The organism is Nocardia sp. NPDC050712, assembly GCF_040654295.1.
GTDB lineage: Bacteria > Actinomycetota > Actinomycetes > Mycobacteriales > Mycobacteriaceae > Nocardia.
On sequence record NZ_JBFAHT010000003.1, the window covers coordinates 1,368,167 to 1,380,728 of the forward strand.

The following is a 12,562-nucleotide window of genomic DNA, read 5'->3' on the forward strand; positions in this document are numbered from 1 at the left end:
CGCTGGTGGCAGCGGCCGGACGTGGCGTTTCGCGCGCAGGCGCCGGCGTCAGACCAGGACGTCGGCGGGCTGGCCCAGCAACTGGGCGCAGCGCAGCAGGCCGAGGTGGCTGTAGGCCTGCGGATGGTTGCCCAGGGACCGTTCGGCAACCGGGTCGTACTCCTCGCTGAGCAGGCCCGTCGGACCGGCCACGTCCACCAGCTGCGCGAACAGCGCCTCGGCGTCGGAGCGCTTGCCGATCAGCAGGTAGGCCTCGACCAGCCAGGCCGCACACAGGTGGAAGCCACCCTCGCCGCCCGGCAGGCCGTCGTCGTGGTGGTACCGGTAAACGGTCGAACCGCTGCGCAGTTCGGCCTCGGTGGCCACGACGGTCGCGGCGAACCGCGGGTCGGACGGATCGATCAATCCGCTCAGGCCGATGTGCAGGGTGGCCGCGTCCAGGTCGGTGCCGTCGTAGGCCGCCGTGTAGGACTGCACCTCCTCGTTCCAGCCCTTGGTCTTGACCTCGTCGGCGATGGTGTCGCGCAACTCCACCCAGGCCGGGTCGACGGCGCGGTCGAACTTCTGCGCCAGGGTGATCGCCCGGTCGACGGTGAGCCAGCCCATGACCTTGGAGTACACGTGGTGGCGCGGGTTACCGCGGATCTCCCAGATGCCGTGGTCGGGTTCGGTCCAGCGGCGCTGCACCGCCGAGCACATGGCGTGCACGAGTTCCCAGTCCGCGTCCGGCAGCGCCTTGGCCGCCGCGGTGATGCCCTTCAGTTCGCGGGCGTGCGCCAGCGAGGCGATGAGATCCACGATGGGGCCGAAGACGTCGAGCTGGACCTGCATGTTCGCCGCGTTGCCGACCCGGACCGGCCGCGAGCCGGCGTAGCCGGGCAACTGGTCGATGACGGCCTCGGGCGGCAGGGTCTCGCCGTAGATCGTGTACAGCGGGTGCAGTCGCTCGGGGCCCGGCAGCGTCTCCAGGACCCGGTGCACCCAGTCCAGGAACTCCTCCGCCTCGGCCAGCGAGCCGAGCGAGACGAGCGCCTGCGCGGTCAGCGAGGCGTCGCGCAGCCAGCAGTAGCGGTAGTCCCAGTTGCGCACGCCGCCGAGGTCTTCGGGCAGCGAGGTGGTGGCCGCGGCCAGGATGGAGCCGGACGGCGCGTGCACCAGGCCGCGCAGGGTCAGCGCGGAGCGCTTCATCAGATCCGGCTTGAGCGAGGGCAATTCGAGCCCGGTCGCCCACTGCGACCAGTAGTGCTCGGCCTGCTCCCGGCGCTGTGCCTCCGGTGTCATCGCGGGGGCGAGATCCTGGGTGCCGCAGCGCAGTTCCAGCACGATCGGGCCGCGCGAGGGATCCACGATCGCGGTGGCGATATCGTGCGAGCCGTCGCTGTCGATGCGCCATTCCACGCCGGGGGAGCGCAGCACCATCGGGTCGTTGGTGCCGAGCACGCGCAGGCCGGTCGGCTCGCATTCGATGCTCACCGGCACCTGGCCGAATTCCGGCCGCGGCGCGAAGGTGATGATCGCCTTGGCGTCGCCGGTGATGACCCGGGTCAGGTCGGTCCGGTCCTGGCTCACGTCGTGCGGCAGGTAGTCGATGACTCCCAAACTCGCCCAGCGGGTTTCGACGGTCATGGTGCCGTCGACATAGCGCTGGGACAGCGGCAGGCCCGGCCGTTCCGGCGCGATGCTGAACTGACCGGCCTGCGGGCCGCCGAGCAGGTGCGCGAACACCGCCGCCGAATCCGGTTCCGGGTGACAGAACCAGGTGACGTTGGCGTCCGGGGTGAGCAGCGCGACCGACCGGGGGCTGGCCAGCATGGTCAGCCGCTCGATCCGGGGGGCGCTGGCGCCCGCCAGCCAGGTGCGGCGTTCCTCGAGCAGGAAAGCCAGTGCCTTGGAGACCATTTCGGTGCTGTCGACCCGGTACCGGGCCAGACTCTCGCCCTCGCCGACCTTGATGCCGAGGTCGGGCCCGGACAGCACGCGGAACGCCTTCTCGTCGGTGACGTCGTCACCGAAGAACACCGCCGCGGTCGCACCCTCCTGATGGCGGATGGTGTCCAGCGCGGTGCCCTTGTCGGTCGGGATCACGGCCAGTTCGATGACCTGCTTGCCCTCGGTGGTCTGCACGCCGACCCAGCAGGCCGGGCCCTGGCGCACGGAATTCAGTGCGCGACGGCCGATTTCGGGACCGGCATTGCGCACGTGCAGGGCGATGCTGGCCGGTTTCACCTCGACCGAGGCGCCGGGGTTGTCCTCGGCGATCTGGGTCAGCGAGGTCTGTACCTCTTGCAGAAGCTGTTTCGCGTCGTTGTCGATCGCGTGCACGAAGCCGACATCGAATTCCGAACCGTGACTACCGATCAGCTGCACCTCGACCGGAAGCCGGGACAGTGCGGCCAGATCGCGCAGCGCGCGACCGGAGATGACGGCAGCGGTGGTCCCGGTCAGGCCGGCGAGGGCGCGTAAGGCGCTCACCGATTCCCGGTGGGGATACGCTTTCGTCGGGTCGGAGACGATCGGCGCGATGGTCCCGTCGTAGTCCGACGCGACCAAGAGCCGAGGCTCGCGCGCGACCGTGGACAAGGCACGGCGAAGTTCTTGTGGCAGATCCTGTGCGCTCACGCATCCAACCTAGTAATCGGAGGAGTTAATACGGGGGCGGGCAGAACAATACTGTGTTGAATTTGCCGCACGGCAGCGCGCCGGTGTGCGTGCGCAGGATTGCGTGTGCGGAAACGGATTTCCCCAGTTAACGAGCAGGTAACCCGTGGGTAACCAGCGACCTGGGCGTGTCGGATCGGCGTACCAGTTGAAGCGACAACCCCGGTGGTGGAAGAACTTCGGCGGTTCGGTGGTTTTGCCGGAATTGAGTCGCTTTGCCGGACATTGTTGTTCGCGGTCTGGTTGCCGTTGTCTGGTTCATTCGGCATAAAACCACGGTAGCCCCGCTCCCGCACAGTTGTGCGGTCACAGGGCTACCGAGGGCGTTCCGGCTGGTCGGCCAGAGGCTCCAGCTATTTCCCGGCTTGGTCGCCGAGCAGCAGATCGACGGTCAGTTCCAGCCGGTCTGTGACATCGGTCGCAGAGGCCCGGCGAGTGAGCCAGGCCACCAGGTTGGACAACCACACGTCGCTGATGACCCGCGCGATGGCGAGCTGGCGGTCGGTGGGTTCGCCGTCGTTCATGGCGCGGGCGAAGACCCGATCCATCACCTTGCCGACCCGGTCCACCTCCGCGGCCGCCGACGCGTCGGCGAACATGAAGGCGCGGGTCATCGCCTCGGTGAGCAGCGGGTCGCGCTGCATCATCCGGGTGATCGAGGTGAGCAGCAGGTGCATGCGCTCGCGCGGGGTTTCACCCGCGAGCTGGCGGCGTTTGCCTTCGATCTGCTCGAACTCGCGCGAGAGCGCCGAGACCAGCAGGTGCACCTTGGACGGGAAGTACCGGTAGAGCGTGCCGACGGCGACGTCCGCGCGTTCGGCGACAGCGCGCATCTGCACCGCGTCGTAGCCGCCCTTGGAGGCCAGTGCCAGCGTCGCGTCCAAGATCCGCTTGCGCCGTTCGCGCTGTGCCGCCGAGCTCAGTTCGTCCTCGCTGAGAGTGGTCACCGTCGCGGGCCGCGCTGAGTTCGTGTCGGCGGCTTGCGATCGGGAAGGGCTGGCCATAGGTGAAAGTCCTTTCCTGAAACGTCGTTTCGTCAACTGCGCGGGGGTCCGGTGGCAGGGTACGCGTCTTGACTTCCGCCGGGCTAGGATATTAGAACATGTTCTAGGTGTGGGAGTCACGCCGGAAAGGCGGTACGGAGTGTGACCATCGCCACCACTGACGAGCATAAAGCCGTTCAGGAGTCGATACGTGGATGGGCCGGAACGGTACGTCCAATTGCAACAATGCGAGACGGGGACGCGGGCTTCTGGCATGCCTACTGGCCCGCGCTGGCCGACCTCGGGATCTTCCGGGTCGCGGTCGCCGAGGACGCGGGCGGTGCTGGTGGAACGGTGACCGATCTGGCCGTGCTGGTGGAGCAGGCGGCCCACGACCTGGTGGGTGGACCGGTGCTGGCAACAGCTTTGGCGAACCTGATCACCGCGGGCGCGCTGGCGGAGGATATGCCGTGCGGTGTCGCACTCGATTCGCCCTCCGGGATGGTAGCCGACGGGGTCGGCGCGGCGGGCGAGAACGAGCCTGCGACCGCTGCGAATTCGGTGTTGCTCTCCGGTTCCTGGGATTCGGTACTCGGCGCTGCCGCAGGCACTTCGGTGCTGCTGGGCGTGCGGACGCCGGACGGGCCGCGCTGGTGCCTGGTACCGCCGGATACCGAGGGCCTGCGGGTGGAACCGCTGCCCGCGCTCGACTCGAGCACGCCACTGGCGCGGGTGCACTGCGCCGGGATCGCGGTGCCCCCGGAGCGGGTGTTCACCTCGCCGCACGCCGTCGAGGATCTCGTGGTCGTGCTTGCCACCGCCGAGTTGGCGGGCCTGGCCGGCTGGTGCCTGGAGACCGCTGTCGAATACGCCAAGGTGCGTGAGCAATTCGGCCGCAAAATCGGTTCCTTCCAAGCACTCAAACATATTTGCGCATGGATGCTGTGCCGGACCGAGTTGATTCGCGCGGTCGCCGCCGATGCCGCCGCCGCGGTGGACGACGGGGGCGCGGAGTTGCCGATCGCCGCCGCCATCGCGGCCGCGATCTCGTTGGACGCCGCCGTGGAAACCGCCAAGGATTGCATTCAGGTGCTCGGCGGAATCGGATTCACCTGGGAGCACGACGCGCACTTCTATTTGCGCCGGGCAACCGCCCTGCGCGCACTGCTCGGCGGCGCCGCGCACTGGCGGGCGCGGGTCACCGAATTGACCCGGGCCGGGCAGCGCCGGACCACCGGCGCGGATCAGGTTTTCGCCGCGGCCGAGGTCGATACCGATCGCGCGCCGGATCTGTCGGCCGAAGTGGCGGCGATCGCGGCACTGCCGGTCGAGCAGCAGGGCCCGGCCATCGTGGCGGCCGGCCTGGCCATGCCGCACTGGCCCAAGCCCTACGGGCGCAGCGCCAATCCGATGACCGGACTGGTGATTTCGGAGGAACTGCGCAAGCACGGGCTGCAGGCGCCGGATCTGGCCGTCGCGGGCTGGGCCATTCCGACGCTGCTGCAGCACGGGACACCCGAGCAGGTCGAGCGCTTCGCGTGGCCGACGCTGCGCGAGGAGGTCATCTGGTGCCAGCTCTTCTCCGAGCCCGGCGCGGGATCGGACCTGGCCGCGCTGCGGACCACCGCCAAGCGGGCCGAGGGCGGCTGGGTGCTCAACGGGCAGAAGGTGTGGACCTCGCTCGGCGACACCGCGAACTGGGGCATCTGCCTGGCGCGCACCGATGCCGAGGCGCCCAAGCACCGGGGCATCAGCTATTTCCTCGTCGACATGCGCGCCAAGGGCGTGCAGGTGCGGCCGCTGGTGCAGATCACCGGTGAGGCGCGTTTCAGCGAGGTCTTCCTCGACGACGTGTTCGTCCCGGACGACTGCCTGGTCGGCGCGCTGAACAACGGCTGGAAGATTGCCCGCTCCACGCTGTCCGCGGAGCGGATCGCGATGGGCGGCAACGGCATCGGGTCGGTGCTCGAGGAACTCGTGGCGAAGTTGCCGGCCTCGGGCCCGGGTGCGGAATTGCACAACGACCGGCTCGGCGGTTTCGTGGCCGAGGCCATCGCGGGTTTGTTGCTGGAGCAGCGCGCACTGGTCCGGACCCTGGCCGGCGGCGACGCGGGCGCACAGAGCAGCGTACGCAAGCTGGTCGGCGTCCGGCACCGCCAGGCGGTGGCCGAATTCGCCGTGGAGGCGGCCGGCGGCGTCAGTGCCCAGGACACGGATGTCGTCAAGGAATTCCTGCTCACACGCTGTTTGTCGATCGCCGGCGGTACCGAGCAGATTTTGCTTACCGTAGCCGGTGAGCGGATTCTCGGCCTGCCGCGCGAAGCGGGCAGTTAGGCAACTGGAGAACACTATGGATTTCACCAGGGACGAGGGCCCCGACGCGGTGGCCGAAGTCGTCGTGAGTTTGCTGGAGCGGGAATCGGCGCGTGACTACACGTTGTGGCCGAGCATCGTGGACAGCGGGCTGCTGGTCGTCGCGCTGCCGGAACGCTTCGGCGGCGACGCCATGGGCCTGCCGGAGATCTCGGTCATGCTCACCGAACTCGCCACCGACGCCGTCGCGGTACCCGCGCTGCCGTCGCTGGGGTTCGCGCTGCTGCCCCTGATCGCGGCGCTGCCCGACAAGGTCGCCGACCGGGTGTTCCCGGCGGTGGCCGAGGGCGCGGTGCTGACCGCCGCGCTGAACGAACCCGGCGCGCCCTTCGTGGTCAAGCCGGAGACCAGCGCGGTGATCGAGGGCGGTACCGCGCGGATCACCGGTCACAAGGTGGCGGTGCCGTACGCGGAAGAGGCGCGCTGGCTGCTGATTCCGACCAATTCCGGCCTGGCGCTGGTCGAATCGGACGCGGCGGGCCTGACCCGGGTGCCCTCGCCGGTGTCGGGCGGTATGCCGGAGTGCTCGGTGCATCTGGACGAGGTGGTGATCCCGGTCGAGCAGTTGCTCTCCGGCGGCCTCGCCGATCTGCACCGCGTCGCGGTGGCCTCGATCGGCTCGGTCGCGGACGGCCTGCTCAAAGGCGCGCTGGTGCTCACCGCCGAGCACCTGCGCACCCGGCACCAGTTCAATCGGCCGCTGGCCGAATTCCAGGCGGTGGCCCAGCAGATCGCCGATCTCTATGTCGTCTCGCGCACCCTGCACGTGGCCGCGGTCTCGGCGAACTGGGCGCTGGCACAGCAGGATCCGAGTCCGGCGCACCAGGAGCGGATCGACGACGACCTGGACGTGCTGGCCTACACCGTGGCCTCGGAATTGCCCGCGGCCATGCAGAAGTGTCATCACCTGCACGGCGGCATCGGCGTCGACATCACCCATCCGATGCACCGCTACTACTCACAGGCCAAGGACATCGCCCGCTGGCTCGGCGGCGCGTCGTTCCGACTCGACCGATTGGGGGCCAGATGTTCATCGACCTGACCACCGAGCAGCGCCGTCTGCGCAACGAACTGCGTTCCTACTTCGCCGGTCTCGTGACTCCTGAGGAGGAGGCCGAGATGCGCGACAACCGCCACGGCGATGCCTATCGCGCGGTGGTGCGCCGGATGGGCGCCGACGGCTGGCTCGGTGTCGGCTGGCCCAAGGAGTACGGCGGCCAGGGTTTCGGCGCGCTGGAGCAGCAGATCTTCTACAACGAGGCGGTGCGCGCCGATGTGCCGCTGCCACTGGTGACGCTGCTGACCGTGGGGCCGACGTTGCAGACCTTCGGCAACGACGAGCAGAAGCGCAAGTTCCTGCCCGGAATCCTTTCCGGCGACATCCATTTCGCGATCGGCTACTCCGAGCCCGACGCCGGCACCGACCTGGCCGCGCTGCGCACCGCCGCGGTGCGCGACGCGAACGGTGACTGGATCATCAACGGGCAGAAGACCTTCACCACGGGCGCGCACGAGGCCGACTACATCTGGCTGGCCTGTCGCACCGGAACGGTGGAGTCGCGGCACCGCGGCATCACCATCTTGATCGTGGACACCAAGGACCCGGGCTACTCCTGGACGCCGATCATCACCTGCGACGGCGCCCACCACACCAACGCCACCTACTTCGACAACGTTCGCGTCCCCGCGAACATGCTTGTCGGAGAAGAGAACCGGGGTTGGAAGCTGATCACCACCCAGCTCAATCACGAGCGGGTGGGGCTGGGCCCGTCCGGCAAGATCGAACAGCTCTACGACCGCGTGCGGGACTGGGCGCAGCCGCGCGGGCTGCTCGGCAAGCCCGACGTGCAGCGCGCGCTCGGGCGCATCCACGCCATGACCCGGCTCAACGAACTGCTGAACTGGCAGGTCGCGGCCAAGGCCGAGAGCGCCGAGGCGGATCCGATGGGCGTGATCGCGGACGCGTCGGCGACCAAGGTCTACTCCACCGAGGCGGTGCAGGAGGCCGGCCGGCTGGCCGAGGAGGTCGTCGGCAGTTACGGCGATCCGGCCGATCCGGAGACTGCTGAGCTGTTCACCTGGCTGGACCGGCGCACCAAGCAGAATCTGGTGATCACCTTCGGCGGCGGCGTCAACGAGATCATGCGTGAACTCGTCGCGACCGCCGGCCTGCAGCTGCCCAAGGTACCCCGCTAACTACCCGAGGAGACCGGCGTGCCGGAAAGTATTGCACCGGAGGCGATTCAGGCCGCCGGTGAGCAGATCATCGCGGCGGGCGAGTGCGCACCGCGGCTGGCCCGCGACCCGGTGAACCAGCCGATGATCAACAACTGGGTCGAGGCCATCGGCGATACCAACCCGATCTACGTCGACGAGGCGGCGGCGCGGGCCGCCGGTTTCCCGGGCATCGTGGCCCCGCCGGCCATGGCCCAGGTCTGGACCATGCTGGGGCTGAGCGGGGAGCGGCCGGACGACGATCCGATGGTGGCGACCAATCAGATGCTCGACGACGCCGGGTTCACCTCGGTGGTCGGCACCAACTGCGAGCAGATCTACCACCGCTACCTGGTGCCCGGCGAGCAGGTGCACGTCACCAGCAAGCTGGACGAGATCTTCGGCCCCAAGCGCACCGGACTCGGCGAAGGCTGGTTCGTCACCTACCGCACCAAGTGGTACGTCGGGGACGAGCTGGTCACCGAAATGCTGTTCCGGATCCTGAAGTTCGCGCCCGGCACCGGGCGGCCGCCCGCCCCGGCCGACGATCCGGCGGCGCGCGTGCGGCCGACCATCTCCAAGGACACCGAGTTCTTCTGGGCCGGAACCAAGCTCGGCGAACTGCGGATCCAGCAGCGGCCCGACGGCACGCTGCAGCACCCGCCGGTGCCCGCGCTGTGGCAGGACAAGGCGGAGCAGACCGACTACGTCGTGGCCTCCGGGCGCGGCACCGTCTTCAGCTTCGTCGTGCACCACGCGCCCAAGGTCCCCGGCCGCAAGCTGCCCTACGTGGTGGCGCTGGTCGAACTCGAGGAGGGCGTGCGCATGCTCGGTGAGCTGCGTGGCATCGAGCCCGCCGAGGTCGCGATCGGGCAGGCCGTCGAGGCCGGGTTCGACGCGCTCGACGACGACAACACCGTGCCCTATTGGAAGGCCGTCCGATGACCGCGACCACCGATATCCAGGTCGGAACCGTCCTGCCCGAGTTGGTGATTCACGCCGACCCGACCTTCGTGATCAGTAGCGCCCTGGCCACCCGTGACTTCCAGGACGTGCACCACGACCGTGACAAGGCGGTCGCGCGGGGCTCGAAGGACATCTTCGTCAATATCCTCACCGACACCGGCCTGGTGCAGCGCTTCGTCACCGACTGGGCCGGCCCCCGCGCGGTCGTGAAGTCGATCGCGCTGCGCCTGGGCGTGCCGCTGTACGCCGACGACACCCTCACCCTGTCCGGCACCGTCACCGCCGTCACGGCGGGTGACATCACCATCGAGGTGATCGGCAAGGACAGCCTCGGCGACCACATCACGGCCCAGGCCGTCATCCGCGTACAGGAGGCCAACTCGTGACGGGTCTGAGCCGCAAGGCCGCCATCGCCGGCATCGGCGCCACCGATTTCTCCAAGGACTCCGGCCGCAGCGAGCTGCGCCTGGCGGCCGAGGCCGTCACCGCGGCGCTGGCCGACGCGGGCCTGACGCCCGCCGACGTGGACGGCCTGACCACCTTCACCATGGACACCAACACCCAGGCGGCCGTGGCGCGGGCGGCGGGCATTCCGAGCCTGAAGTTCTTCTCCAACATCCCCTTCGGCGGCGGCGCGGCCGCGGCCACCGTGCAGCAGGCGGCGATGGCGGTCGCGACCGGTGTCGCGGATGTCGTTGTCGCGTACCGTGCTTTCAACGAGCGGTCGGGAAATCGGTTCGGCCAGTTCGCGACTCATCTGGCGACCAGTAACCCCACCTCCTCGGGTGTGGACAACGCCTTCTCCTACACCCACGGCTTGGGCACCCCCGCGGCTCAGGTCGCCATGGTGGCGCGCCGCTACATGCACGTATCCGGCGCCACCAGTGCGGATTTCGGCCGCGTCGCGGTCGCCGACCGCAAGCACGCCGCGGTCAACCCGGCCGCGCACTTCTACGGCAAGCCGATCACGCTCGAGGAACACCAGGCCTCGCGCTGGATCGCCGAGCCGCTGCACCTGCTGGACTGCTGCCAGGAAACCGACGGCGGTGTCGCGATCGTCGTCACCAGCGCCGAGCGGGCCCGGGACCTGCCGCAGCGCCCGGCCCTGATCGCGGGCGCCGCCCAGGGTTCCGGGGCGGATCAGTACGTGATGACCTCCTACTATCGCGACGCCATGACCGGTCTGCCGGAAATGGGCCTGGTCGGCGACCAGCTCTGGGCCCAGAGCGGTTTGCGCCCGGGCGATATGCAGGCCGCGATCCTCTACGACCACTTCACCCCGTTCGTCCTCATGCAGCTCGAGGAACTCGGGTTCTGCGGCCGCGGCGAGGCCAAGGACTTCATCGCCGACGGCGCCATCGAGCTCGGCGGCAAGCTGCCGCTGAACACGCACGGTGGCCAGCTCGGCGAGGCCTATATCCACGGCATGAACGGCATCGCCGAGGCGGTCCGCCAGATTCGCGGCAGCTCGGTGAACCAGGTCGGCGACCTGACCAACATCGTGGTCACGGCCGGCACCGGCGTCCCGACCTCGGGCCTGGTGCTGACCGCGAACTGAGCCGCAACCCAGCACTTCTCGTCATCCCGGAGAATGCCGGGCCCCAGCACAAGGCGTGGCGTCTGTGTCCCTGGCCCCGGCGTTCGCCGGGGTGACGAGGCTATTCGGGCTGGTCGTGGGTGGCGCAGTGGATACCGCCGCCACCCGCGGCGATCTCGTCGATGGAAACCGGCACGATATCGCGGCCGGGGAAGTGCTCGGCCAGGATCGCGCGGGCGTGATCGTCGGCCCGGCGGTCGCCGAAGCGCGGGAGGAAGACCGCGCCGTTGGCGATATAGAAGTTCGCGTAGCTGGCAACGAAATCATCGCCGGCGCCGGTGATCACGGCCGGCTCCGGCCGGGGCAGGTCGATGACCTCGAAGGCGCGGCCGTGCGCGTCGGTGGCGGCCGCCAGGGTCGCGCGCGCCTGGTCGGCCGAGCGCGACCAGGAGTCCGCCGGCGTGCCGGGAAAGGCGGTGTCCAGCAGCACGACTCCGGGCGCGACGAAGCGCACCAGGCAGTCCACGTGCGCGTCGGTGACGTCCTCGCCGCGCACGCCGTCGAACCAGACGACCTGCTCGACACCCAGGGTGCCGCGCAGCTCGGCCGTCAGCGCCTCCCGGCTCTTGCCGGGGTTGCGGTTCTCGTTGACCATCGAGCTGGCGGTGACCAGCAGCGTGCCCGCGCCGTCGCTCTCCAGGGCGCCGCCCTCGGCCACGAACGGCGCGCGGGCCCGGGGAATCCGGCAGCGGGACAGCAGTTCCCGGCCGATCCGGGTGTCGGACTCGTGAGGCTGCTTGGCGCCCCAGCCGTTGAAGTTCAGGTCCACGCCGACCACGCCGCCGGTTTCGTGCACGAACACCGGGACGGTGTCGCGGGCCCACAGATCGTCGACCGCGAGCGGGACGACCTGGACGCCGCTGCCGCACGCGCGCTGGGCCGCGTCGGCCTGCTCCGGGCGGGCCAGCATGACCACGGCCTCGTAATAGGCGATGGCGCGGGCGAGTTCGGCGATATTCCACCGCACGTCGTCGAGGTAGCCGTCCCAGACGTCCTCGCGCGCGGGCCAGCACATGAAAGTGCGGGTGTGCGGCTCCCATTCGGCGCCGAAGCGGCGGCCGGCGCCGGTGGGCTCGGGAAGCGCGGTGCGGGTTTCGCCTTCGGCCACTGTGGCGGCGAGCAATTGGGACCCGGCTAAGGTAGGTGAGAACGAACCGCGGGACATGAGCTTCTCCATCTCGATGGCTCCGACGATCTGCTGTGCCGGTGACTCTAGCCCGGCGGCCGCCTCGCTCCGCGCTTCCGCTGGCAGGCCCGCGCGTTCCCGCCGTGAGAGGAGTCCGATGACCGACCGGCACCTGGTGGATGTGCACGTCCTGCTGATCCGCGACGGGCAACTGCTGCTGAGCAAGCGCCGCGGCGACGACGAGTTCGACGGGCTCTGGCACCTGCCCGCGGGGAAGCTGGAGGCGGGCGAATCGGCCACCACGGCGGCCGCGCGGGAGGCGCTCGAGGAGATCGGGGTCGTCATCGATCCGGTGGATCTGCATCACATCCACACCGCCCACGTGGTCGGCTCCGGCCGGGAGGCGCGGGTCGGGCTGTTCTTCGAGGTGCGGCGCTGGTCCGGTGAGCCGGTCAACCGGGAGCCCGACAAAAGCCATGGGCTGCAATGGTTTCCGCTGGGGCAGCTGCCGGAATCGGAGATCATCGGATACCCGCTGGCGGGTATCCGGGCCCGCGACACCGGCGCGACCTACAGCGAGCGCGGCTGGCACTGAGCCGCCTGTGCACAGCTGTGCGCATCCTCACCTTCGCTGGTTCCGGCACC

10 protein-coding genes are annotated in these 12,562 nt (G+C 69.3%); 7 read left to right on the top strand and 3 right to left on the bottom strand.

Going from position 1 to position 12,562, the window contains the following annotated elements; all coding sequences use genetic code 11:
- Window positions 1-48 precede the first annotated feature (48 nt).
- The gene (otsB, locus tag AB0H76_RS26780; RefSeq protein ID WP_357329303.1) at window positions 49-2,619 is read right to left on the bottom strand and encodes a trehalose-phosphatase; all 2,571 of its coding nucleotides are present in this window, start codon (window positions 2,617-2,619) and stop codon (window positions 49-51) included.
- Window positions 2,620-3,011: 392 nt separating this feature from the next.
- Window positions 3,012-3,662 (bottom strand): cholesterol catabolism transcriptional regulator KstR, encoded by a 651-nt coding sequence (kstR, locus tag AB0H76_RS26785; protein ID WP_357329305.1) that lies wholly within the window; start codon window positions 3,660-3,662, stop codon window positions 3,012-3,014.
- Window positions 3,663-3,803: 141 nt separating this feature from the next.
- Between kstR and AB0H76_RS26790 the strand changes: the two genes are divergently transcribed.
- The 6 genes from AB0H76_RS26790 to AB0H76_RS26815 are packed head-to-tail and all read left to right on the top strand — an operon-like array spanning window position 3,804 to window position 10,752.
- On the top strand, window positions 3,804-5,975 hold the full coding sequence (locus AB0H76_RS26790; RefSeq protein ID WP_357329307.1) for an acyl-CoA dehydrogenase: 2,172 nt from the start codon (window positions 3,804-3,806) through the stop codon (window positions 5,973-5,975).
- Window positions 5,976-5,991: 16 nt separating this feature from the next.
- Complete coding sequence (locus AB0H76_RS26795) at window positions 5,992-7,056, top strand: acyl-CoA dehydrogenase family protein (protein WP_357329309.1); 1,065 nt, start codon at window positions 5,992-5,994, stop codon at window positions 7,054-7,056.
- Window positions 7,041-8,210: an acyl-CoA dehydrogenase family protein gene (locus AB0H76_RS26800; protein WP_357329311.1), complete on the top strand. Its 1,170-nt coding sequence runs from the start codon at window positions 7,041-7,043 to the stop codon at window positions 8,208-8,210. The genes AB0H76_RS26795 and AB0H76_RS26800 overlap by 16 nt, the downstream gene beginning before the upstream one ends.
- Window positions 8,211-8,240: 30 nt before the next feature.
- Window positions 8,241-9,173, top strand: coding sequence for an OB-fold domain-containing protein (locus AB0H76_RS26805; protein WP_357329924.1), 933 nt, complete (start codon window positions 8,241-8,243; stop codon window positions 9,171-9,173).
- Window positions 9,170-9,580 (top strand): MaoC family dehydratase, encoded by a 411-nt coding sequence (locus AB0H76_RS26810; RefSeq protein ID WP_357329313.1) that lies wholly within the window; start codon window positions 9,170-9,172, stop codon window positions 9,578-9,580. Before AB0H76_RS26805 ends, AB0H76_RS26810 begins: the two co-directional genes overlap by 4 nt.
- Window positions 9,577-10,752 (top strand): lipid-transfer protein, encoded by a 1,176-nt coding sequence (locus AB0H76_RS26815; RefSeq protein ID WP_357329315.1) that lies wholly within the window; start codon window positions 9,577-9,579, stop codon window positions 10,750-10,752. Before AB0H76_RS26810 ends, AB0H76_RS26815 begins: the two co-directional genes overlap by 4 nt.
- Window positions 10,753-10,852: 100 nt before the next feature.
- Here the strand turns inward: AB0H76_RS26815 and AB0H76_RS26820 are convergent, their stop codons facing one another.
- Window positions 10,853-11,914 carry an agmatine deiminase family protein gene (locus AB0H76_RS26820; RefSeq protein WP_357329316.1) on the bottom strand — a complete coding sequence of 354 codons (1,062 nt, stop codon included), beginning with the start codon at window positions 11,912-11,914 and terminating at the stop codon, window positions 10,853-10,855.
- Between the two features lie 160 nt (window positions 11,915-12,074).
- Between AB0H76_RS26820 and AB0H76_RS26825 the strand changes: the two genes are divergently transcribed.
- Window positions 12,075-12,512, top strand: coding sequence for an NUDIX domain-containing protein (locus AB0H76_RS26825; RefSeq protein ID WP_357329318.1), 438 nt, complete (start codon window positions 12,075-12,077; stop codon window positions 12,510-12,512).
- Window positions 12,513-12,562: the final 50 nt, after the last annotated feature.